The sequence below is a fragment of the Phenylobacterium sp. genome (genome assembly GCF_036821595.1).
Taxonomy (GTDB): domain Bacteria; phylum Pseudomonadota; class Alphaproteobacteria; order Caulobacterales; family Caulobacteraceae; genus Phenylobacterium.
On sequence record NZ_DAISJG010000005.1, the window covers coordinates 81,158 to 101,713 of the forward strand.

Sequence of the window (20,556 nt, forward strand, 5' to 3'; positions counted from 1 at the left end):
AATTAACCGCCCGGCGTGACGCCGCCGGACGATCTCCAGCGCGCGCCGGGTTACCTCCCGCACCCCTTGATCCCGAGCCAGCCGGAACAGAGTTCAATGGCCGACGACGCCGAAAAGCCTGCTCGCGACTACCGCGAGACCGTCTTCCTTCCCGAGACGCCCTTCCCCATGCGCGCCGGGCTCCCGCAGAAGGAGCCGCAGATCCTGGCGAAATGGGACGAGGCCCGGCTCTACCACGCCATCCGCGCCGAGCGGCAGCGGGCGGGCGCCGAACTGTTCGTGCTGCACGACGGCCCGCCCTACGCCAACGGCGCGATCCACATCGGCCATGCCCTGCAGAAGACGCTGAAGGACTTCGTGGTCCGCTCGCGCTTCCTGCTGGGATACGACGTCGACTTCGTGCCGGGCTGGGACTGCCACGGCCTTCCGATCGAGTGGAAGATCGAGGAGGAGCTGCGCGCCAAGGGCCGGCGCAAGGACGAGGTCTCCAAGGCCGAGTTCCGCCAGCGCTGCCGCGAGTACGCCGCCCACTGGATCGAGGTGCAGAAGGCCGGGTTCAAGCGGCTCGGCGTCCTGGGTGACTGGGAGAACCGCTACGCGACCATGGACTACGGCTCCGAAGCCGCCATCGTCGCCGAGTTCCACAAGTTCGTGGCGTCCGGCCAGCTCTACCGCGGCTCAAAGCCGGTGATGTGGAGCCCCGTGGAGCGCACGGCGCTCGCCGACGCCGAGGTCGAGTACCACGACCACGTCTCGCCCACGATCTGGGTGAAGTTCCCGGTGGTCGAGGGCTCCGACGCGGTCCGCCACGCCTGCGTGGTGATCTGGACGACCACGCCCTGGACCATCCCGGCCAACCGGGCGGTCAGCTACAACCCCGACATCGCCTACGCCGTCTACCAGGTGGACGCGATGGAGCAGGACCTGGCCTTCGAGCCCTGGGCCAAGCCGGGCGACCGGCTGATCCTGGCCGAGAAGCTGGCCGACGAGGTGATGAAGGCGGCCAAGGTCGCCGCGTACCGCAAGGTCGAGTCCGTGGACTGCCAGGGCATGGTGCTGGAACATCCGCTGGCGGCGCTGGACGGCCACTACGGCTTCCAGGTGCCCATGCTGGCGGGCGACCACGTCACCGACGACGCCGGCGCCGGCTTCGTGCACACCGCGCCCGGCCACGGCGCCGACGACTACCTGGTCTGGCTGGCCCACGGCCACCGCGAGATCCCCGAGACCGTCGATCCGGACGGCGCCTACTATCCGCACGTGGCCCTGTTCGGCGGCCTCAAGGTGCTGGAGACCGAGGGCAAGAAGGCGGGCAAGTTCGGCCCGGCCAACGACGCGGTGATCTCCAAGCTGATCGAGGCCGGCCGCCTGCTGGCCCGCGGCCGGCTCGAGCACTCCTACCCGCACTCCTGGCGCTCGAAGGCGCCGGTGATCTTCCGCAACACCCCGCAATGGTTCATCCGCATGGACGAGCCGGTGCAGACCAAGGAACTCGGCGGCCGCACCCTGCGCGAGGCGGCGCTGGAATCCATCGAGGCCACCGCCTTCTATCCGGCCCAGGGCAAGAACCGCATCCGCGCCATGGTGGAGAGCCGGCCGGACTGGCTGATCAGCCGCCAGCGGGCCTGGGGCGCGCCGCTCGCCATGTTCGTGGACAAGGACACCGGCCAGCCGCTGCACGACCCCGACGTCGACCGCCGCATCGTGGACGCCATCCGCGCCGAGGGCGCCGACGCCTGGTTCAACCGCCCGGCGTCCGACTTCCTGGGCAACCACGACGCCGAGCGCTACGAGAAGGTCGAGGACATCCTCGACGTCTGGTTCGATTCCGGCTCGACCCACGCCTTCACCCTGGAGGGCCGGGCCCACACCAGGTGGCCGGCGGACCTCTATCTGGAAGGCTCCGACCAGCACCGCGGCTGGTTCCAGTCGTCGCTACTGGAGAGTTCCGGCACGCGTGGCCGCGCGCCCTACGACGCCATCCTCACCCACGGCTTCACCATGGACGAGGCCGGCGAGAAGATGTCCAAGTCGAAGGGCAACGTCGTCGATCCCGAGCAGGTGATCCGCGAGTCGGGCGCCGAGATCATCCGCCTGTGGGCGGCGATGATCGACTATTCGGACGACAGCCGGATCGGCAAGACGGTCCTGCAGACCACCTCCGACGCCTACCGCAAGCTCCGCAACACCCTCCGCTACATGCTGGGCGCGCTGTCGGACTACACGCCCGACGAGGCGGTGGACTACGCCGACATGCCCTCGCTCGAGCGGTTCGTCCTGCACCGGCTGCATGAGCTGGATGGCCAGGTACGCGCGGCCTACGAGGGCTACGTCTTCCAGGACGTGATCCGGCCGCTGCTCGACTTCTGCCAGAACGACCTGTCGGCCATCTTCTTCGATATCCGACGCGACAGCCTCTACTGCGACCGCCCCGACGCGCTCCGCCGCCGCGCGGCTCGCACGGTGATGGACGCGGCCTTCGAGCGGCTGACGGCGTGGCTCGCGCCGCTGATCCCCTTCACCATGGAAGAGGCCTGGGCGACCCGGTTCCCGAACGGCCATTCCAACGCCCTGCGGGTGATCCCCGAGACGCCTGCGGAATGGAAGAACGAGGCCGAGGCCATCCGCTGGGGCGCGCTCCTCAAGACCAAGGCCATGGTCAACGCCAAGCTGGAGCAGGCCCGCGTCGCCAAGGAGATCGGCGCCAACCTCGAGGCCCGGGCGGTGCTCTACTACGACCCGGCGAAGCACGGCGAGGCGGGGGGCGCGGACGTCCGCGTCGACGGGCTGTCGCCCGAGCAGATGTTCTCCGAGGTCTTTGTCACCAGCGACACGCGGATCGTCCACGAGCCGCCGCCGGCCGGGGCGGAACGCCATGCGGAGGATCCCGCGGTCGCCGCTCTCGTGGAGCGCGCGCCGGGCCAGAAGTGCGCCCGCTGCTGGCGCGTGCTTCCGGAAGTGTCGGCGCCGAAGTACCTCTGCGTGCGCTGCGACGACGCGGTCGCGGCCTGGGACGAGGCGCACGGCAAGGTGGACGCATGAAGGTGACCAAGCTCGGCTGGACCGCCTACGCCATCGCGGCGGTCAGCGTCCTCTTGGACCAGCTCTCGAAGTACTGGATCCTCTACGTCTTCGAGCTGCCGGCGCGGGGCAGCGTGCCCGTGGCCGGGCCGCTGAGCCTGACCATGGTCTGGAACCAGGGCGTCAGCTTCGGCCTCCTGCGCGCCGACCAGGACCTCACCCGCTGGGCGCTGGCGGCCTTCGCCATCGGCGTCTCGGTCGTGCTGGCGCTCTGGGTGCGCAAGGCCGGGCGGCCGATCCTCGCGTATGCGCTGGGCCTGATCATGGGCGGGGCGATCGGCAACGTCATCGACCGCATCCGGTTCGGGGCGGTGGCGGACTTCATCGACGTCTCGGCGCTCTACTTCCCCTGGGTGTTCAACGTCGCCGACGCGGCCATCAACATCGGCATCGCCCTCCTTCTTATCGACATGATCCGGGGCGAAAAGCGGGGAACGTCCGCCAACCCGACCGAGGATGCGGCCTGAAAGCGCGTTGGCGCCGAACGGTGTCTTGCGGTATCCACCCTGTTCGGCCGGGGGCGGCCCTGAGGAGCTTCTGATTTCATGAGCGTCAACCGAGTGATCGTGGCCACCGCCATCCTCGCGGCGGCCGGCCTCGCCGGGTGCCAGTCGACCTCCAAGGCGCTGGGCATGGCCAAGGTGACCCCCGACGAGTTCCGCGTGGTGACCAAGGCGCCGCTGGTGGTGCCGCCCGACTACGCCCTGCGCCCGCCGGCGCCCGGCGAGCCCCGCCCGCAGGAGCTGCAGCCGGAAAGCGCCGCGCGCACCGCCCTGCTTGGCCAGCGCGAGGCCCAGATCCGCTCCGACGGCGAGAAGCTGCTGGTCGCCAAGGCCGGCGCCGAGAAGGCCGATCCGCTTATCCGCTACGTGGTCGACGACGAGTTCGGCGACGTGGCCCACAAGGACAAGAGCTTCGCCGACCGGGTGATGTTCTGGCGCTCGGACAAGACCGAGCAGCCGGCCGGAGCGGCGGTGGACAACACCCCTACCCCCGTCGACGCCCAGTCCGAGGAAGAGCGCGTGAAGTCGCTCACCGGCGGCAAGACCGTGGTCATCGAACGCGCCGGCTCGCGCCGGTTCAAGCTGCCGGGGCTTTGATCGGCTGACGTTTCCGTCTCCCGCAAGGGGGAAGGATCTCACTCCTGCACCACCTCCCCGGGGGTGGTGACCTTCAGCCCCTGGCCGCGCAGGCGGTCCAGCACACCCCGCTCGGCCAGCAGCGGGCGCAGCGGCACGAGGGCGATGGCGTGTCCCGGCGCCTTCAGGGCCGAGGCGATGGCCGCCGCGGTGTCGGCCTTCATCCGCTCGTCGAACTGCCGCCCGCCGGGCACCGCCACCAGGCAGCGCTCGTAGGTGCGCTCGTTCTCCAGCGCCCCAGGCACGTCGCCCACCGCCCAGGCCCGGGCGGCGGCGAGCGTAACGCCCGGTCCGGCCTCCGCCTGGGCCAGTACCTCGTCGAAGCAGACTCGGCCTGCCTCCGGCGGCGTGCGGATGATCGCCCCCAGTAGCGGCCCGATGTCGTAGGTCTTCTCCACCACCGGCACGCCGGCGCGCCGGGCGAGCAGTTCGACCAGCTTGGCCGGGTCCGTAGTGGTCAGCTCCGAGCGCTCCCGGTAGTCGGCGGCGAGCTGCACGCCCGCGGCCAGCGCATTGCCGGTCGGATAGTGGCGCGCGTCGTGGCCCAGCCGGCTGCGCACGGCCACGAACCGCGCGCGGGTCGCCGGGTCAAGCCGGGCCTCGAAGGGCCCGCCGGAGCGCAGGCGCAGCAGGTTGAAGCCCGCCCCCAGGATCCCCGAGGTCTTCGCGCGGATGTTGGTGAAGGGCAGGATCACGGCGTTTGCGCCCGAGAGCCGCTTTTCGAAGATCGCCCGGTCCCACGGCATCCGCTTGGGCGCCAGGCTCGGCACGCCCAGCACATAGACTGTGGTGTCGGCGTCGGAGACGGTCCACCAGGCCGGGCCCGGCAGGCGGCCGGTGACCACCAGTTCCTCCACCAAGGTCGCATCGGGATCGACCAGCGGCGGGGCGGGCGCCGGTGTCTGCGCCTGGACGGGGCCCGCCGCCAGGGCGAGGGCGAGGACAGCCAGCTTCAAGGCCCGCATGGGTGTTTCCCTTCGACGCGCCCCAGCCCCGGCGGAATCGTCCTATATTGCGGGGTCCGCGAAAGCCTTGCCATGCCGATCCGCCGCCTGCCGCCAGACCTCATCAACCGCATCGCCGCCGGCGAGGTGGTGGAGCGGCCTGCGAGCGCGGTCAAGGAGCTGGTGGAGAACGCGCTGGACGCCGGATCGAGCCGCATCGAGGTGCAGGCCGACGGCGGCGGGCTGACCCGCATCCTGGTCGCCGACGACGGCAATGGCCTGCCGCCCGAGGAGCTGCCGCTGGCGGTGGAGCGGCACGCCACCTCCAAGCTCGCGCCCGGCGAGGACGGCGACTACGACCTGCTGAAGATCCTGACGCTGGGCTTCCGCGGCGAGGCCCTGCCCTCCATCGGCTCGGTGGCGCGGCTGTCGATCACCAGCCGCGCGAAGGGCCTGGCCGACGCCCACGCCATCTTCGTCGAGGGCGGCGCGGTGGGCGCGGTGTCCCCCGCCGCCTTCCCCGGCCCGCACGGCGCCCGGGTGGAGGTGCGCGACCTGTTCTACGCCACGCCGGCCCGGCTGAAGTTCATGAAGTCGGAGCGGTCCGAGGCCCTGGCCATCACCGAGGAACTGAAGCGCCAGGCCATGGCGCACGAGGCGGTGAGCTTCGCCCTCGACCTCGACGGCCGCCGCACCCTGCGCCTGCCGGCGGAGACCAGGGGGCCCGACGGGCGACTGGCGCGCCTCTCGGCCATCATGGGCCGGGACTTCTCGGACAATGCGCTCGGGATCGACCATGAGCGCGAGGGCGTGCGGCTGACCGGCTTCGCGGGCCTGCCCACCTACAACCGGGGCAACGCCGCCCACCAGTACCTGTTCGTCAACGGCCGCCCGGTGCGCGACCGGCTGCTGCAGGGCGCCCTGCGCGCGGCCTACGCCGACTTCCTGGCCCGCGACCGCCACCCGCTGGCCGCCCTCTACGTCGAGCTCGACCCGCACTACGTGGACGTTAACGTCCACCCGGCCAAGGCCGAGGTGCGGTTCCGCGATCCGGGCCTGGTGCGCGGCCTGATCGTCGGCGGCCTGCGCCACGCCCTGGCCGCCGCCGGGCACCGGGCCTCCACCACCGTCTCCATGGCCGCCCTGGGCGGCTTCCGGCCGCAGGAGGCGCCGCCGCAGCCGCCCGGCGGCTTCTCGGCCTGGCGCCAGGGCGGCTGGACCCCGTCCCCGCTCGCCGCAGCCGTCCAGGCCATCCCGGGGCTTTCGGAGATCTCCGCCCGCGCCGAGCCCCAATGGGACTCCCCGTGGGCGCCGGAGCCCGGCCCCGGTCTCGCCGAGCCGCCGACGGCGGCTCCGGTGTTCGATCCGGTGGACTATCCCCTGGGCGCGGCCCGGGCGCAGGTGCATGAGACCTACATCGTCGCCCAGACGCGCGACGGCGTGGTCATCGTCGACCAGCACGCCGCCCACGAGCGGCTGGTCTACGAGCGCATGAAGGTCGAGATGGCTGAGGGCGGCGTCGCCCGCCAGGCCCTGCTGCTGCCCGAGGTGGTGGAGCTGGACCCGGCCGAGGCCGAGCGGGTCACGGCCCGCGCCGATGAACTGGCCGCGCTCGGCCTTGTCGTGGAGCCGTTCGGGCCGGGCGCGGTCCTGGTGCGCGAAACGCCGGCCCTGCTGGGCGAGACGGACGTGCATGGCCTGGTCCGCGACATCGCCGACGACCTCGCCGAGAACGGCCAGGCCCTGGCGCTCAAGGAGCGGCTGGATGAGGTCTGCGGGACCATGGCGTGCCACGGAAGCGTCCGCGCGGGCCGCCGGCTCACCGCGCCGGAGATGAACGCCCTTCTGCGCCAGATGGAGGCCACGCCCCACTCGGGCCAGTGCAACCACGGCCGCCCCACCTATGTTGAGCTGAAGCTGGCCGACATCGAGCGCCTGTTCGGCCGGCGCTAGCCGCCCGCAACAGGAGGCCCCCATGGAAACCCACCGCGGTCGCCTGATCGACCACCTGCACCTGCGCACCCGGGACCTAGAAGCCTCGAAGCGCTTCTACAGGGCCGCGCTCGAAGCCCTCGGCCTGCCGATCACCGAAGGAGACGACTACTTCTTCTGCGACGAGCTCTGGGTCGACGTCGGCGAGCAGCCGAGCCACGTCCACTTCGCCTTCCAGGCGAAGGACCGCGCGGCCGTGGAGCGGTTCCACGCCGCCTGCCTCGCCAACGGCGGACGCGACAACGGCGGACCGGGCGAACGGGACTACCATCCCGGCTACTACGCCGCCTTCGCCTTCGATCCCGACGGCAACAACGTCGAGGCGGTCTACCACGGCCCCCACGAGCGGTCGGCCGAGAGCGTGCACATCACCTGGTGAACCGCAGGAAGACGACGCGCGCGGCGCCGTAGTCGCGCGCGTCGAGCTCCTCGAAGCCGTCGACGCTGAACGGCGGCTCGGAGGCGCCGCGCTCGAACACCACCGTGGCCTCCGGGGCCAGCCAGCCGCCTTCGGCGAGTTTCGCAAGGGCCGTCTCGCCCAGGCCCTTCGCATAGGGCGGGTCGAGGAAAGCGAGGTCGAAGGCCGGTCCGTCGGCGCCCGGCCGCTGGCCGAGGTTGGTGGCGTCGCGCCGGTGCACGCGCGTCCGCCCGAACAGGCCCATGCCATCGACGTTCTCGCGGATCGCTCCGCGCGCCGTCTCGTCGGTCTCCACGAACAGGCAGAAGGCGGCGCCGCGCGACAGGGCCTCGAAGCCCAGCGCGCCCGAGCCGGCGAACAGGTCGATGACCCGGGCGTCGCGCACCCCCTTCGACCAGGGAGCGTGCTCCAGGATGTTGAAGATCGCCTGGCGGGCGCGGTCCGATGTCGGCCGCGTCGCCTGGCCGGCGGGCGCGACCAGCGTCTTGCCGCGGAACTCTCCGGAAACGATGCGCATGGGGACCTAGCCGCGCCGCTTCGGGCCGCCGGGCTTCTTCGGCGAGTGGGAGGCCTTGGGCTTCGGCTTGGCCCAACCGGCCTTGAAGACCTTCTTCTTCGGCCCCTCGCCCTCGCCGACCGGGCGGGCGCGCTTGGGCGCGGCGGGGCGACCGGGGCCGGCGGGACGCTCGCCCTTGGACGCCGGGCGGCCGCCGCGCGGTCCGGCCGGGCGGGCGCGCGGCTCGTCCAGCCGGCGCGGCCCGCGCTCGATCAGCGTTCCTTCCGGCGGCGGCTTGCCGCGTCGGCTGGGCGTCGGCGTGGCGGCCTTCTGGAACTGCGGACGGTCGCCCTTGGGCATGTTCTCGGGGGCGATGTGCTCGGCGAGCTGCTCGCGGATCACCCGAGGGCCCACCTCCTCGATCTCACCCAGCGCCAGGGTCCCCAGGACGAACGGGCCGTAGGCCAGCCGGATCAGCCGGTTCACCTTCAGCCCCAGCGCCTCCAGCACCCGGCGGACCTCGCGGTTCTTGCCTTCCGAGAGGGTGACGGTGATCCAGAGGTTGGCGCCCTGCGGCCCTTCCTTGGCCTTGTCGAGCTTCGCGTCGATGGAGCCGTAGCGGACGCCCTCGACGGTGATGCCGTCCTTCAGCTTGTCCAGCCGCTCCTGGGTGATGCGGCCGTGCGCCCGGGCGCGGTAGCGGCGCAGGACGCCGGCCTGCGGCAGCTCGAGCGCGCGGGCCAGCTCGCCGTCGTTGGTCAGCAGCAGCAGCCCTTCGGAGTTGATGTCCAGCCGGCCCACCGAGATCAGCCGCGGCAGGCCCTCCGGCAGCGCCCCGAACACCGTCGGCCGCCCCTGCGGGTCCTTGTGGCTGGTCAGCAGCCCCACGGGCTTGTGGTAGCGGAACAAGCGGGTCGGCTCGGCCTCGCCGACCACCGCCCCGTCGAGCGTGAGTATGTCGCCCGGCTCCACCTTGACGGCCGGCGAGGTCAGGACCTGGCCGTTCAGGGCGATGCGGCCCTCGGCGATCAGCCGCTCCACGTCCCGGCGCGAGCCGACGCCGGCGCGGGCCAACGCCTTGGCGATGCGTTCGCCGCCGGCCTTCGAAGCGGGCGTGCGGGCTTGACCGGCGGGCTGGCCGTGGGTTCGGTGCGGATCGTGGACCATGACATCGCGACAATGCGCATCGCGCTCGAAGCCGCGCAAGCGGCAGCCGACGCCGGCGAGACGCCGGTGGGCGCCGTCGTCGTCGATCCGGCGACCGGGGAGGTGGTCGCCACGGGCGCCAACCAGCCGATCGGCAGCCACGATCCCACCGCCCACGCCGAGATCGTCGCCCTGCGCCGGGCGGCGGAGAAGCTCGGCAACTACCGGCTGACCGGCCTCACCCTGGTGGTCACCCTGGAGCCCTGCGCCATGTGCGCCGGAGCGATCAGCCACGCCCGGATCGGTCGCCTCGTGTTCGGCGCCGAGGATCCCAAGGGCGGGGCGATTGTCCACGGCCCGCGCTTCTTCGACCAGCCCACCTGCCACTGGCGGCCCGCGGTGGAGGGCGGCGTACTGGCGGAGGAGAGCTCGGCCATGCTCAAGGCCTTCTTCCGCGCCCGAAGGAAGGGAGCCGCCGGATGATCCTCGCCGGGCTCGCCGCCGTTGTCCTGATGGCCGACGCTGCGGCCGACGTGGCGAAGCTCGGCTGGATGGCTGGCTCCTGGATCCACGAGAAGGACGGCGTGGTCGTCCGCGAGACCTGGCTGGCGCCGAGGGATGGGGCCATGGCCGGCGCCGCCCAGACCAACCGGCCGGGCCGCAAGCCCTCCATCGAGTTCACCCGCATCACGGCAGAGCCCGCGGGCGCCACCTTCACCGCCCTGGTGGGAAACCAGCCGCCGACCGCCTTCGTCCTCAGGCCCGGGCCGGACGGCGAGGCGGTGTTCGAGAACCTTGCCCACGACTTCCCCCAGCGGGTGATCTACCGCCGCTGCGGCGTGGACCTCTGCGCGCGCGTGGAGGGGACGGTGAAGGGGAAGCTGGAAGCCCAGGAGTGGCGCTACACGCGCATCGCCCCCTGAGCCTTGCCCTTGCCCCGCCCCTTGCCAGGGCGGCGCGCGCGGCGGGATGATCCTCCCATACTTAGACCATAGGGGAAGATCGTGATGGGACTGCTCGACGGGAAGGTGGCGATCATCACCGGCGCCGGGAACGGCCTGGGCGAAGCCTATGCGAAGCTGTTTGCGCGCGAGGGCGCGAGCGTGGTGGTCAACGACCTGGGCGGCGCGCGCGACGGCACGGGCGCGGACCGCTCCGCGGCGCAGAAGGTGGTGGACGCGATCCAGGCCGAGGGCGGCCGCGCCGTGGCCAACGGCGACGACGTCTCCACCGTCCAGGGCGGGGAGAACATCCTGGCCACCGCGCTGGACAGCTTCGGCCGGGCGGACATCCTGGTCTGCAACGCCGGCATCCTGCGCGACCGGAGCTTCGCCAACACCTCCGAGGCGGACTGGGACGCGGTCATCAAGGTCCACCTGAAGGGGACCTACTGCACGGCCCTGCCGGTCTGGAAGTGGATGAAGGACAACGGCGGCGGGGCGATGGTGCTGACCTCGTCCACCTCGGGCCTCTACGGCAACTTCGGCCAGACCAACTACGGGGCGGCCAAGGCCGGAATCTACGGGATGGTGCGGGTGATGAGCATCGAGGGCCGCAAGTACAACATCCGCGTCATGGGCCTGGCGCCGGGCGCCTACACCCGGATGACCTCGGACCTGCCTGGCCGCCAGGGCAAGGAGCCGGATCCGCTCAGCCTGCCGGAGAACGTGGCCCCGGGCGTGCTCTACATGGTCAGCGACCTCGCCGCCGAGCACTCCGGCAAGATCCTCGGCGTCTCCGCGCGCGGCGTCCGCGAGATCAAGATGGTCGAGACCGAGGGCTTCCAGCCCGGCCGGCCCTACACCGCCCAGGAGGTCGCCGCCGCCGCCGACCGGGTGTTCTTCACCGAGCCGGAGAACGTCCACCGCATCGGCGCGGCCGTACCTGCCTAGACGAAGGCGCCGAGCCGCTCGTCGAGGCGCGCGCGCACGGCCGGCCATTCGCTGTCGAGGATCGAGAAGATCACCGTGTCGCGGATGCGGCCCGTCCAGGTCAGCCGGTCCTGTCGGAGGATTCCCTCCTGCACCGCGCCGAGCTTCAGCACGGCGGCGCGGGAACGGGCGTTGATCGCGTCCACCTTGAACTGCACGCGCCGGGCTCCGGACGCGAAGGCGTGGGCGAGCAGCAGGCGCTTGGCCGCCGGGTTGACGGGGCCACCGCGCAACGTCGGATGGTAGTAGGTCGCGCCGATCTCCAGGATCTGGTTCGCCCCGTCGATCCCCAGGTAGCAGGTCATGCCCCTGCAGCCGCCCTCCGCCAACACGGCGAAGTTCAGGCAGCCGGGCGCGGGCGTCGCGAACATCCGGTCCCACGCCGGGTCGAAGTGCTCGCCGGCCATGCTGAACGGGTAGAGTCGGTTCCAGGTGTCGGGATCGGCGTCGCAAGCCTCCCGAAGCCCCGGCTTGTGGGCCTCCGTCAGGGGCTCCAGCCGCACGAACCGGTCTTCCAGCACCTTGGGTTCCAGATTCATCGCCCGACCTCGAAGATTTTTCGGCCGCCGCCCTTGTACGGCCCGATTGCGCACATACCTGAGGGATCGCCCATCCTGGGCGTTTCCTCCCTATGACTTCCCCACCCGGGACCTCGCGGTCCCGGGTGTTTTTTTGCCTTCAGCCGCCGCGCAGGAAGAGCTGCGCCGCCTGGAGGAGGTAGAGCCCGCCGACGCCGGTGACGATCCACCGCGTCCAGCGCTTGAAGTTCACGTCGCTCATCCGATCGAGGATGCGGCCGCCGAGCGCGGTGCCCAGCATCGACAGCGGGATCGCCACGGCGAACACCCACAGCGGCGGTACGCCCGAGCCGGCCACGCCTGCGAGCGGCGCGCCGTAGACCACGATCTTGGCCAGGTGGGCGAACACCTGGGTGGCGGCCTTGGTGGCGACGATGGCGTGGCGGCTGAGCTCGGTGCGCACGAAGAAGATGTCGAGCAGCGGCCCGGCGACGCCGGCCGAGAGGTTGAGCCCAGTAACGGCAAGGCCGGACAGGAAGGCCTGCGCAGGCTTCGCCGCGTCCAGGTTGATCCAGCGCTGCGGCAGCCAGGTCAGGAGCGGGATCAGGCCCAGCAGCAGGAACAGAAGCGGCTTGGAGGGTGCCAGCGCGACCAGCGCCACCGCTATCCCCGCGATCAGGGAAGCCAGCGCGTACCAGCCGACGATGTCCCAGCGCACGTGGCGGCGGTGGAGCACGGCGCGCCAGCCGTTGGCGACGAGCTGCAGGACGCCGTGGGTGACGAAGGCGGCGCTAACCGGCAGGACGAGGGCGAGCGCCCCCATGAGCAGCAGGCCGCCCGCCATGCCGAACACGCCCGAGAGCGTGGCGGTGGCGAAGGCCATGGCCGCCACGAAGGCGGCGGTGAGGATGGGCATCTTTGGGGTCCTCCGGACGTGGAGCCCGCCCCGCGGGGGAGGCACAGGCTCCCCCGGGCGGCGGACCTCCGGCGCATCGTGCGCGGAGCGGAACGGGCGCTGCGAGCCTCGGGGGGCGAGCGCCTTTCAGAAGCGGGTGGCGGGGGCTGGTGGCCGTCATGGGACGGCCCTGGCTTACACCGGGTCGGCGTCCAGGGCCAAGCTTCGGCGCCGGCGGGCGCCCCAGTCGGGCGCGAGCGCCGCGGCGACCAGCAGGGCTGCCGAGAGCGCCAGCAGGCCCGCGCCGTAGGCCCCCGTGCGCTCCTTCAGGAAGCCCATGATCGAAGGGCCCAGGTAGCCGGCGAGATTGCCCACCGAATTGATCAGGGCGATGCCCCCCGCCGCCGCCGTGGCGCGCAGGAAGCGGGTCGGCAGGGCCCAGAAGGCCGGCGCGGCGCAGTTCACCCCGATCGCGCCGAGCGCCAGCCCCGCGAACTGCAGCGCCGGGCTCCCGCCCTGGGCGGCCAGCAGGAAGCCGGAGGAGGCCAGCACCGCGGGCAGGACGAAGTGCCAGAGCCGCTCGCCCGTGCGGTCGGCGTGGCGGCCCCAGAGCACCATGGCCACCGCGGCGACCAGGTAGGGCCCGGCGGTGAGGAAGCCGGTCTGGGCGTTGGTCAGGCCGCCGAAGCCCTTGACGATCTGCGGCATCCAGAAGCCCAGGCCGTAGTTGCCGGTGACGAGGCCGAAGTAGACCAGGGCGAAGCGCCAGACCTTGGGGCTCGCGACCGCCCCCTTCAGCGCGTGCACGTGGTCGTCGGACGGCAGGTGGTCGCGGTCCAGGGCGGCCTGCAGCGTCGCCTTCTCCTCGGGGGTCAGCCAGTGCGCCAGGGCCGGCCGGTCGGTGAGCCACATCCACACCACCACGCCCAGGATGACCGCCGGCAGGCCCTCCAGCAGGAACATGGTCCGCCAGCCCGCCAGGCCGAATACCGAGACGTCCAGGAGAGCCGTGGAGATGGGCGCGCCGATGACGCTGGAGATCGGGATGGCCAGCATGAAGGCGGCGATGATCCGTCCCCGCTCGGCCCAGGGGAACCAGTAGGTGAGATAGAGGATCATGCCCGGGAAGAAGCCCGCCTCGGCGACCCCCAGCAGGAAGCGGACGACGTAGAAGGAGACGGGGCCGTCGATGAAGGCCATGCCGGACGACAGGACGCCCCAGCTGACCATGATCCGGGCGATCCAGCGCCGGGCGCCGACCTTCTCCATGATCAGGTTCGAGGGCACCTCGAAGAAGAAGTAGCCGATGAAGAAGATGCCGGCGCCCGCGCCATAGGCCGCGGCGGACAGGCCGATGTCGGCGTTCATGGTGAGCGCTGCGTAGCCGACGTTCACCCGGTCGAGGTAGGCCACGAAATAGAGCAGGCCGATGAACGGCAGGAGCCGGAAGGTGACCTTCCGAAGCACGCTCGCCTGGTCGGCGGCGGCGGCGGCCGGGCTCATGCGACATCCCTCCCAACTCACTTATGGGAGCGATAACAGCACAGCCGCAGGGCCGCGCCTACCGCCGTTCTGCGACGGCAGGCGCGGGACGCGTCGTCAGTTGCGGAACACCGCCGACATGGAGCTGTCGTGCGGTCCTTCGCGGAACTGCTGCAGCTCGTTGCGGCCGACCACCATGTGGTGGACCTCGTCCGGGCCGTCGGCGATCCGCAGGGTGCGGGTGTTGGCGTACATCCGGGCCAGCGGCGTGTGCTGCGACACGCCCAGCGCCCCGTGCATCTGGATCGCCTGGTCGATGATCTTGCAGACCCGCTCGGGGACCATGGCCTTGACCATGTGGATCCACACCCGGGCCTCGCGGTTGCCCAGCACGTCCATGGCCTTGGCGGCCTTCAGCACCATCAGGCGCATGGCCTCGATCTCGATGCGTGCGCGGCTGACGATCTCGAGGTTGCCGCCGAGCTGGATGATCGGCTTGCCGAACGCCACGCGGCTCATGCCGCGGGTGACCATCAGGTCCAGCGCCTTCTCGGCCGAGCCGATGGCGCGCATGCAGTGGTGGATGCGGCCGGGGCCCAGGCGCAGCTGGCTGATCTCGAAGCCGCGGCCCTCGCCCAGCAGCATGTTGGAGGCCGGCACGCGCGCGTTGTTGAAGCGGATGTGCATGTGGCCGTGCGGGGCGTCGTAGTCGCCGAACACCTGCTGGCCGCCGACGATCTCGACGCCCTCGCAGGGCAGCGGCACCAGGATCTGCGACTGCTGCAGGTGCGGCGGGTCGTTCTCGCCGCCGGTCTTGACCATGGTGATCATGATCTTGCAGCGCGGGTCGCCGGCGCCGGAGATGTAGTGCTTCTCGCCGGTGAGGATGTACTCGTCGCCCACGCGAACGGCGCGGGTGTCGATGTTCTTGGCGTCGGAGCTGGCGGTGTTCAGCTCGGTCATGCAGTAGGCCGAGCGGATCTTCCCCTCCAGCAGGGGCTTCAGCCACTGCTCCTTCTGCTCCGGCGTGCCGACGCGCTCCAGGACCTCCATGTTGCCGGTGTCGGGCGCGGCGCAGTTCATGATCTCGGACGCCAGCCGGTTCTTGCCCAGCTCGACGGCGATGTAGGCGTAATCGAGGTTCGACAGGCCCTCGCCGGTCTCGGCGTTGGGCAGGAAGAAGTTCCACAGACCCTGGGCCTTGGCCTTGTCCTTGGCGGCTTCCAGCACTTCCAGCTGGCCGGGCGCGTAGTCCCAGACGTTCGGGCGTCCTTCGCCCAGGCGGTGGAATTCCTCGGCGGCCGGCTCGACCACCTCGCGGATGAATGCCTTCACCTGGTTGTAGAGCGGCACCGCCTTGTCGGACATCCGCAGGTCATTGAGCTCGTCCTGGGGGCTCAGGCCGAAGCTGGAGTTCGCGCGTTCCGCGGCGACGTTGTTCATGGGTCACTCCTCCCAGAGTGCTGGAGCCGATCATCAGGTCCGGGGACCATGGGCGCAGATCGGGAGAAAATCAAACAACTGTTCGGCCGCGCTTGCGGATACGCGCCGGCGGAGACCGCCGGCGCGCGGGGCCGTCAGGCCAGGCGCTGCGCCCGCCGCAGGCCCATGAACTGCAGGTCGGCGATGACCGCGACGGCGGCGGCCTGGGCGATCACGAAGCCGTAGCCCAGGGACGTCGGCTGCGCCCAACCGAGCATCAGCACCAGCGCGCTTTCCACAATCCACAGGACATTGACCCCGATCAGGGTCCAGACCACCGCCCGCGGAAGGGCCGGCCGGGTGGCGAGGAAGGCCAGCAGGGCCGCCCAGACCAGCAGGAATCCGCCGGCGGGCCGGGTGAGCTCGGGCTGCAGGCCCGTGAGCGCCGCCAGCGGCTGAGCGGCGAAGGCCATCAGCGCGCCAGATGCGGCGCAGGCGGCGGCGTCGACGGCGATGACGCGGCGCAGGAAGGACGACTGGACGGCGGACATGGCGGGCTCCTCATCTCCCCGCGGCCCGGGAGCGGGCGGCGGCGAGGGAGAGCATTCCCCGCCCGAGGAGGCGGGTCGATTACCTGTCAGGTCATGAGTAGAGCGGCGGCGCCTTGGCGGACAGCACCAGGGCGATCGCCAGCGCAAGCACGGCCAGGGCCGGAAGGAGCTTCAGCCACCATCCCATGTCCCTGAGATAGGAAGCGGCGCCCGGCGGTTCCAGTTAAGCTTTGGACAGGCTGCGCCGGGGGCCCCGGCCCGCCTATCTCACCGGCACGTGGTCTGCGTGCGGGCAGACGGCGGCGAGCAGGGCCTCGTTCTCGGCGCCGGTGGCCTTCTTCGGCGTCTCGTCGCGCCACCTGGCGGGGATCTCGAAGCTCGTCGAGGGCTTGTAGGCGGCCACGGTGATCAGGTTCTTCTTGCCACAGTCGATGGCGTAGACGTAGCCGACGCCGTCGGGCTTGCCGGGACCCGAGGGGCCGAGCTTGGCCTCCGGCTTGGAGACCGCCTGCATGACGACGAGGCGGCCCGAGGCCTTGTCCTTGTAGGTGTAGTCGGCGTCGTAGGACCACTGGGTGCCATTCGGCCCGTCGGTGAACTTGGTCCAGGTCTCGGCGGACGCGGCGGTGGCGGCGAAGGCGGTCGCGGCGGCGAGCCCGATGACGCAGCGCATGGGTGGTCACTCCAACAAGCGTTTCAATCCCTTCGCCGACCCTAGCGGGCGGCGCGCCGCGCCACCAAGGGAAATCCGGCCAGGAACTCAGGCCGCGCGCCGCCGCCGCCGATGGAGCCAGGCCTCGGCCTCGCCCATGTAGTCGCGGGTCACCGGCACGGCGTCGATCCGCTTGGCGAGCTGAAGCTGGAAGACCATGTGGCCGCGGTAGCGGAAGGCGAGCTCGCTGACCGCCAGGTAGAATTCCCACATCCGGCAGAACCGCTCGTCGTACATTCTCGCGGCCTCCTCGCGGCGCACCGCGAAACGCTCGCGCCAGGCCTTCAGCGTCTCGGCGTAGTGCAGGCGCAGCACCTCCACGTCCGTGACCATGAGGCCGGACCGCTCGACCGCAGCCAGCGTCTCCGACAGCGCCGGGATGTAGCCGCCGGGAAAGATGTACTTGGCGATCCACGGCTGGGTGAACGCCGGCCCCTCCGCGCGCCCGATGGAATGGATCACGGCCACGCCGTCGTCCTTCATGAGCCGGGCCACCTGGTCGAAATAGGCCTGGAAGTTGGGCCGGCCCACATGTTCGAACATGCCGACCGAGACAATCCGGTCGTAGGGGCCCGCCACGTCGCGGTAGTCGGTGAGCGAGAAGCGCGCCCGCTCGGCCAGGCCCTGGGCCTCCGCCCGCCGGGTGGCGGTGGCAAACTGCTCGGTGGACAGCGTGACCCCCTCCACCTCCGCGCCGGTCTCCTCGGCCAGCGTCAGGGCCAGGCCGCCCCAGCCGCAGCCGATGTCGAGCACCCGGTGGCCCGGCCGCAGGAGGAGCTTGGCGGCGAGGTGGCGCTTCTTGGCGAGCTGGGCCTCCTCCAGGCTCGCATGGGGGTCCGGGAAATAGGCGCAGGAGTACTGCAGGTCCGGGTCGAGGAAGAGCCGGTAGAGGTCCACCGAGAGGTCGTAGTGGTGGGCGACGTTGCGCCGGGCGGCGGCGCGGGCGTTGGCCTGCAGCCGGCGGTCCAGCCACCAGCGGGCGATTGGCCCCGCGCGCTTCAGCGGCCGGCGCCAGGCGTTGCGGCCGATCAGGTCGATGAAGTCCCAGACGTCGCCACGCTCGAGGACCAGCCCGCCCTCCATGTAGGCCTCGCCGACGGCCAGCGCCGGCTTCAGCGCAATCCGCGCGGCCCAGAGCCTGGAGGTGATGGCGACGACCACCGGCCGCCCCGTCCCGTCCCCCAGCACGAGCTTGCCGCCGCCGGGCAGGCGGACGGTCAGGTCGCCCTCACGGATCGTCCTGCGCAGGAAGGCTTGCAGAGCCATCACCGCACCCCTCGCGTGTCCCTGGTGCAGTCAGAAACCCACGATCCACGGCCAAGGTTCCGCGAACGCAGATTGGAAGCGCTGGTTCCGCAGGGTTTTTCCGCCTTCCGCTTGACTCCGGAGGGCGGCTTTCTTACGTCCCAGCCCGGCGTTAGCACTCAGGGGCCGCGACTGCTAGCAGCGCCCCTCCAGCGTTCACGTCACCACAAATTCCAACCGTCTCGACGGAGATAAGAACATGGCGTTTCGTCCTTTGGGTGACCGGGTCCTCGTCCGGCGTGTCGAGGAAGAAGAGAAGACCCGGGGCGGGATCATCATCCCCGACACCGCCAAGGAGAAGCCGCAGGAAGGCGAAGTCATCGCCGTGGGCCCGGGCGCCCGCGACGAGTCCGGCAAGGTCCAGCCGCTGGACGTCAAGGCCGGCGACCGCATCCTGTTCGGCAAGTGGTCGGGCACCGAGGTCAAGCTCGAGGGCCAGGACCTGCTGATCATGAAGGAAAGCGACATCCTGGGCGTTCTGGAGCCCGAGAAGGCCGCCAAGGCCGCCTAAGCGCTCACATCCAGGCATCTTAGAAAAAGGGACAGCAACATGGCTGCCAAAGACGTCTATTTCTCCTCCGACGCGCGCGACCGCATGCTGCGCGGCGTCAACATCCTCGCCAACGCGGTGAAGGTGACCCTGGGCCCCAAGGGGCGCAACGTGGTCATCGAGAAGTCCTTCGGCGCCCCGCGCTCCACCAAGGACGGCGTGTCGGTCGCCAAGGAAATCGAGCTTTCCGACAAGTTCGAGAACCTCGGCGCCCAACTGATCCGCGAAGTCGCCTCCAAGACCAACGACAAGGCCGGTGACGGCACCACGACCGCCACGGTCCTGGCCCAGGCGATCGTCGTCGAGGGCCTGAAGTCGGTGGCCGCCGGCATGAACCCGATGGACCTGAAGCGCGGCGTCGACAAGGCGGTCGCCAAGGTCATCGAGGAGATCAAGGGCAACGCCAAGAAGGTCTCGGCCAACTCCGAGATCGCCCAGGTCGGCACCATCTCCGCTAACGGCGACCTGGAAGTGGGCGAGATGATCGCCCGCGCCATGGAGAAGGTCGGCAACGAGGGTGTCATCACCGTCGAAGAAGCCAAGACCGCCGAGACCGAGCTCGACGTGGTCGAGGGCATGCAGTTCGACCGCGGCTACCTCTCTCCGTACTTCATCACGAATGCGGAGAAGATGGAGGCCGACCTCGAGGAGCCGCTGATCCTGCTCTTCGAGAAGAAGCTCTCCTCGCTGCAGCCCCTGCTGCCGGTCCTCGAGGCCGTCGTGCAGTCGGGCCGCCCGCTGCTGATCATCGCGGAAGACGTGGAAGGCGAAGCGCTGGCGACCCTCGTGGTCAACAAGCTGCGCGGCGGCCTGCGCGTCGCGGCGGTGAAGGCTCCGGGCTTCGGCGACCGCCGCAAGGCCATGCTGGAAGACATCGCCATCCTGACCGGCGGCCAGCTGATCTCCGAAGACCTCGGCATCAAGCTCGAGAACGTGTCGCTCGACATGCTCGGCCGCGCCAAGAAGGTCACCATCACCAAGGACGACACCACGATCGTCGACGGCTCGGGTGACAAGGCCGGCATCGAAGGCCGCGTGGCCCAGATCAAGAAGCAGATCGAGGACACCACCTCCGACTACGACAAGGAAAAGCTGCAAGAGCGTCTCGCCAAGCTGGCGGGCGGTGTTGCGGTGATCCGCGTCGGCGGCGCCACCGAAGTCGAGGTGAAGGAGAAGAAGGACCGCGTCGACGACGCCCTGAACGCCACCCGCGCCGCGGTGGAAGAAGGCATCGTCCCCGGCGGCGGCGTCGCGCTCCTGAAGGCCTCGAAGGTTCTCGACGGCTTCAAGGGCGACAACGACGACCAGGAAGCCGGCGTGGCCATCGTGCGCCGGGCGCTGCAGGCCCCGATCCGTCAGATCGCCGAGAACGCCGGCGTGGAAGGCTCGATCGTGGTCGGCAAGGTGCTCGAGAACGCCTCGCCCACCTTCGGCTTCAACGCCCAGACGGAAGAGTACGTCGACCTCGTGCAGGCCGGCGTGATCGACCCGGCGAAGGTCGTCCGCACGGCCCTGCAGGACGCCGCCTCGGTGGCTGGCCTGCTGATCACCACGGAAGCCGCAATCGTCGAGGCCCCCAAGAAGGGTGGCGCCGGCGCCGGCGGCATGCCGGGCGGTGGCATGGGCGGCATGGGCGACATGGACTTCTAGTCCACGCCTACCGACCGAGATGGGGGGCGGGGCCGCGAGGCTCCGCCCTTTTTCTTTGGGCGGTCAGTCCGCGCGCCGGCCCTTGGCGCGGGCGAGGGCGACGGCGCCCGGGAAGACGATGGCGAAGACCACCGCCAGTCCCAGGAGCATGCCGAGCGGACCCAGACGCGCGAGCCAGGGGGCGGCGAGAAGCAGCAGGCCGGTGGGGACCGCCACGAGCAGCAGCAGCGCGAGCCAGCCCTGCCAGGCCACGGGCGTGGCGCTGAAGCGACCCGCGGTGACCTCGTACTTGAACCAGAGGTTCTTCTGCGGCCCCGCCATGGT

At 70.7% G+C, this 20,556-nt stretch carries 21 protein-coding genes; 10 read left to right on the forward strand and 11 right to left on the reverse strand.

Going from position 1 to position 20,556, the window contains the following annotated elements:
* The first annotated feature begins 96 nt into the window (after positions 1-96).
* From ileS to V7Z97_RS04545, 3 genes are all read left to right on the forward strand, one after another.
* Complete coding sequence (gene ileS, locus V7Z97_RS04535; protein WP_334161715.1) at positions 97-3,042, forward strand: isoleucine--tRNA ligase; 2,946 nt, start codon at positions 97-99, stop codon at positions 3,040-3,042.
* Positions 3,039-3,548, forward strand: a complete 510-nt coding sequence (lspA, locus tag V7Z97_RS04540; RefSeq protein WP_334161716.1) for a signal peptidase II — start codon at positions 3,039-3,041, stop codon at positions 3,546-3,548. The genes ileS and lspA overlap by 4 nt, the downstream gene beginning before the upstream one ends.
* Positions 3,549-3,626: 78 nt before the next feature.
* Positions 3,627-4,181, forward strand: a complete 555-nt coding sequence (locus V7Z97_RS04545) for a DUF3035 domain-containing protein (protein ID WP_334161718.1) — start codon at positions 3,627-3,629, stop codon at positions 4,179-4,181.
* Between the two features lie 38 nt (positions 4,182-4,219).
* Here the strand turns inward: V7Z97_RS04545 and V7Z97_RS04550 are convergent, their stop codons facing one another.
* On the reverse strand, positions 4,220-5,185 hold the full coding sequence (locus V7Z97_RS04550; protein ID WP_334161720.1) for a TraB/GumN family protein: 966 nt from the start codon (positions 5,183-5,185) through the stop codon (positions 4,220-4,222).
* A 72-nt stretch (positions 5,186-5,257) separates the two neighbouring features.
* Between V7Z97_RS04550 and mutL the strand changes: the two genes are divergently transcribed.
* Together mutL and V7Z97_RS04560 are read left to right on the forward strand one after the other, a co-directional pair.
* Positions 5,258-7,117 carry a DNA mismatch repair endonuclease MutL gene (gene mutL, locus V7Z97_RS04555; RefSeq protein WP_334161721.1) on the forward strand — a complete coding sequence of 620 codons (1,860 nt, stop codon included), beginning with the start codon at positions 5,258-5,260 and terminating at the stop codon, positions 7,115-7,117.
* 22 nt (positions 7,118-7,139) lie between these two features.
* Positions 7,140-7,535 (forward strand): VOC family protein, encoded by a 396-nt coding sequence (locus tag V7Z97_RS04560; RefSeq protein WP_334161723.1) that lies wholly within the window; start codon positions 7,140-7,142, stop codon positions 7,533-7,535.
* Here the strand turns inward: V7Z97_RS04560 and rsmD are convergent.
* The gene (gene rsmD, locus V7Z97_RS04565) at positions 7,525-8,091 is read right to left on the reverse strand and encodes a 16S rRNA (guanine(966)-N(2))-methyltransferase RsmD (protein ID WP_334161725.1); all 567 of its coding nucleotides are present in this window, start codon (positions 8,089-8,091) and stop codon (positions 7,525-7,527) included. The two genes, V7Z97_RS04560 and rsmD, sit on opposite strands and share 11 nt — an antisense overlap.
* A gap of 6 nt (positions 8,092-8,097) precedes the next feature.
* Positions 8,098-9,237 (reverse strand): pseudouridine synthase, encoded by a 1,140-nt coding sequence (locus V7Z97_RS04570; protein ID WP_442958007.1) that lies wholly within the window; start codon positions 9,235-9,237, stop codon positions 8,098-8,100.
* Between the two features lie 12 nt (positions 9,238-9,249).
* Between V7Z97_RS04570 and tadA the strand changes: the two genes are divergently transcribed.
* From tadA to V7Z97_RS04585, 3 genes are all read left to right on the forward strand, one after another.
* On the forward strand, positions 9,250-9,699 hold the full coding sequence (gene tadA / locus V7Z97_RS04575) for a tRNA adenosine(34) deaminase TadA (protein WP_334161726.1): 450 nt from the start codon (positions 9,250-9,252) through the stop codon (positions 9,697-9,699).
* Positions 9,696-10,139 (forward strand): DUF6265 family protein, encoded by a 444-nt coding sequence (locus V7Z97_RS04580; protein WP_334161728.1) that lies wholly within the window; start codon positions 9,696-9,698, stop codon positions 10,137-10,139. The genes tadA and V7Z97_RS04580 overlap by 4 nt, the downstream gene beginning before the upstream one ends.
* Before the next feature lie 84 nt (positions 10,140-10,223).
* Positions 10,224-11,108, forward strand: coding sequence for an SDR family NAD(P)-dependent oxidoreductase (locus tag V7Z97_RS04585; protein ID WP_334161729.1), 885 nt, complete (start codon positions 10,224-10,226; stop codon positions 11,106-11,108).
* Here the strand turns inward: V7Z97_RS04585 and V7Z97_RS04590 are convergent.
* The 7 genes from V7Z97_RS04590 to V7Z97_RS04620 form a co-directional block, all read right to left on the reverse strand.
* Complete coding sequence (locus tag V7Z97_RS04590) at positions 11,105-11,686, reverse strand: GNAT family N-acetyltransferase (protein WP_334161731.1); 582 nt, start codon at positions 11,684-11,686, stop codon at positions 11,105-11,107. The two genes, V7Z97_RS04585 and V7Z97_RS04590, sit on opposite strands and share 4 nt — an antisense overlap.
* A gap of 139 nt (positions 11,687-11,825) precedes the next feature.
* Entirely contained in the window at positions 11,826-12,581 is a 756-nt protein-coding gene (locus V7Z97_RS04595) for a TSUP family transporter (RefSeq protein WP_334161732.1), read from the reverse strand.
* A 174-nt stretch (positions 12,582-12,755) separates the two neighbouring features.
* A complete protein-coding gene (locus tag V7Z97_RS04600) occupies positions 12,756-14,063 on the reverse strand; it encodes an MFS transporter (RefSeq protein ID WP_334161734.1) in 1,308 nt (435 codons plus the stop codon).
* Positions 14,064-14,159: 96 nt separating this feature from the next.
* Entirely contained in the window at positions 14,160-15,485 is a 1,326-nt protein-coding gene (locus V7Z97_RS04605; protein WP_334161735.1) for an acyl-CoA dehydrogenase family protein, read from the reverse strand.
* Positions 15,486-15,619: 134 nt separating this feature from the next.
* Entirely contained in the window at positions 15,620-16,015 is a 396-nt protein-coding gene (locus V7Z97_RS04610) for a hypothetical protein (protein ID WP_334161736.1), read from the reverse strand.
* Positions 16,016-16,277: 262 nt separating this feature from the next.
* Positions 16,278-16,688, reverse strand: coding sequence for a hypothetical protein (locus V7Z97_RS04615; protein ID WP_334161738.1), 411 nt, complete (start codon positions 16,686-16,688; stop codon positions 16,278-16,280).
* Positions 16,689-16,775: 87 nt separating this feature from the next.
* Entirely contained in the window at positions 16,776-17,993 is a 1,218-nt protein-coding gene (locus tag V7Z97_RS04620; protein WP_334161740.1) for a cyclopropane-fatty-acyl-phospholipid synthase family protein, read from the reverse strand.
* Between the two features lie 238 nt (positions 17,994-18,231).
* Between V7Z97_RS04620 and groES the strand changes: the two genes are divergently transcribed.
* Both groES and groL read left to right on the forward strand, forming a co-directional pair.
* The gene (gene groES / locus V7Z97_RS04625) at positions 18,232-18,543 is read left to right on the forward strand and encodes a co-chaperone GroES (protein ID WP_334161742.1); all 312 of its coding nucleotides are present in this window, start codon (positions 18,232-18,234) and stop codon (positions 18,541-18,543) included.
* A 39-nt stretch (positions 18,544-18,582) separates the two neighbouring features.
* Positions 18,583-20,232 (forward strand): chaperonin GroEL, encoded by a 1,650-nt coding sequence (gene groL, locus V7Z97_RS04630; protein WP_334161743.1) that lies wholly within the window; start codon positions 18,583-18,585, stop codon positions 20,230-20,232.
* Between the two features lie 63 nt (positions 20,233-20,295).
* Here groL and V7Z97_RS04635 read toward each other — a convergent pair whose 3' ends face one another.
* The gene (locus tag V7Z97_RS04635; protein WP_334161744.1) at positions 20,296-20,553 is read right to left on the reverse strand and encodes a hypothetical protein; all 258 of its coding nucleotides are present in this window, start codon (positions 20,551-20,553) and stop codon (positions 20,296-20,298) included.
* Positions 20,554-20,556: the final 3 nt, after the last annotated feature.

What these genes read in the sequence shown, in the direction of transcription:
- V7Z97_RS04615 (WP_334161738.1), bottom strand. Translation starts at nt 16,688, where the DNA reads ATGCGCTGCGTCATCGGGCTCGCCGCCGCGACCGCCTTCGCCGCCACC.
- rsmD (WP_334161725.1), bottom strand. Translation starts at nt 8,091, where the DNA reads ATGCGCATCGTTTCCGGAGAGTTCCGCGGCAAGACGCTGGTCGCGCCC.
- V7Z97_RS04550 (WP_334161720.1), bottom strand. Translation starts at nt 5,185, where the DNA reads ATGCGGGCCTTGAAGCTGGCTGTCCTCGCCCTCGCCCTGGCGGCGGGC.
- lspA (WP_334161716.1), top strand. Translation starts at nt 3,039, where the DNA reads ATGAAGGTGACCAAGCTCGGCTGGACCGCCTACGCCATCGCGGCGGTC.
- V7Z97_RS04600 (WP_334161734.1), bottom strand. Translation starts at nt 14,063, where the DNA reads ATGAGCCCGGCCGCCGCCGCCGCCGACCAGGCGAGCGTGCTTCGGAAG.
- V7Z97_RS04560 (WP_334161723.1), top strand. Translation starts at nt 7,140, where the DNA reads ATGGAAACCCACCGCGGTCGCCTGATCGACCACCTGCACCTGCGCACC.
- V7Z97_RS04585 (WP_334161729.1), top strand. Translation starts at nt 10,224, where the DNA reads ATGGGACTGCTCGACGGGAAGGTGGCGATCATCACCGGCGCCGGGAAC.
- V7Z97_RS04580 (WP_334161728.1), top strand. Translation starts at nt 9,696, where the DNA reads ATGATCCTCGCCGGGCTCGCCGCCGTTGTCCTGATGGCCGACGCTGCG.
- groES (WP_334161742.1), top strand. Translation starts at nt 18,232, where the DNA reads ATGGCGTTTCGTCCTTTGGGTGACCGGGTCCTCGTCCGGCGTGTCGAG.
- groL (WP_334161743.1), top strand. Translation starts at nt 18,583, where the DNA reads ATGGCTGCCAAAGACGTCTATTTCTCCTCCGACGCGCGCGACCGCATG.
- V7Z97_RS04595 (WP_334161732.1), bottom strand. Translation starts at nt 12,581, where the DNA reads ATGCCCATCCTCACCGCCGCCTTCGTGGCGGCCATGGCCTTCGCCACC.
- V7Z97_RS04635 (WP_334161744.1), bottom strand. Translation starts at nt 20,553, where the DNA reads ATGGCGGGGCCGCAGAAGAACCTCTGGTTCAAGTACGAGGTCACCGCG.
- V7Z97_RS04610 (WP_334161736.1), bottom strand. Translation starts at nt 16,015, where the DNA reads ATGTCCGCCGTCCAGTCGTCCTTCCTGCGCCGCGTCATCGCCGTCGAC.
- V7Z97_RS04545 (WP_334161718.1), top strand. Translation starts at nt 3,627, where the DNA reads ATGAGCGTCAACCGAGTGATCGTGGCCACCGCCATCCTCGCGGCGGCC.
- V7Z97_RS04620 (WP_334161740.1), bottom strand. Translation starts at nt 17,993, where the DNA reads ATGGCTCTGCAAGCCTTCCTGCGCAGGACGATCCGTGAGGGCGACCTG.
- V7Z97_RS04590 (WP_334161731.1), bottom strand. Translation starts at nt 11,686, where the DNA reads ATGAATCTGGAACCCAAGGTGCTGGAAGACCGGTTCGTGCGGCTGGAG.
- tadA (WP_334161726.1), top strand. Translation starts at nt 9,250, where the DNA reads ATGCGCATCGCGCTCGAAGCCGCGCAAGCGGCAGCCGACGCCGGCGAG.
- mutL (WP_334161721.1), top strand. Translation starts at nt 5,258, where the DNA reads ATGCCGATCCGCCGCCTGCCGCCAGACCTCATCAACCGCATCGCCGCC.
- V7Z97_RS04570 (WP_442958007.1), bottom strand. Translation starts at nt 9,237, where the DNA reads ATGGTCCACGATCCGCACCGAACCCACGGCCAGCCCGCCGGTCAAGCC.
- V7Z97_RS04605 (WP_334161735.1), bottom strand. Translation starts at nt 15,485, where the DNA reads ATGAACAACGTCGCCGCGGAACGCGCGAACTCCAGCTTCGGCCTGAGC.
- ileS (WP_334161715.1), top strand. Translation starts at nt 97, where the DNA reads ATGGCCGACGACGCCGAAAAGCCTGCTCGCGACTACCGCGAGACCGTC.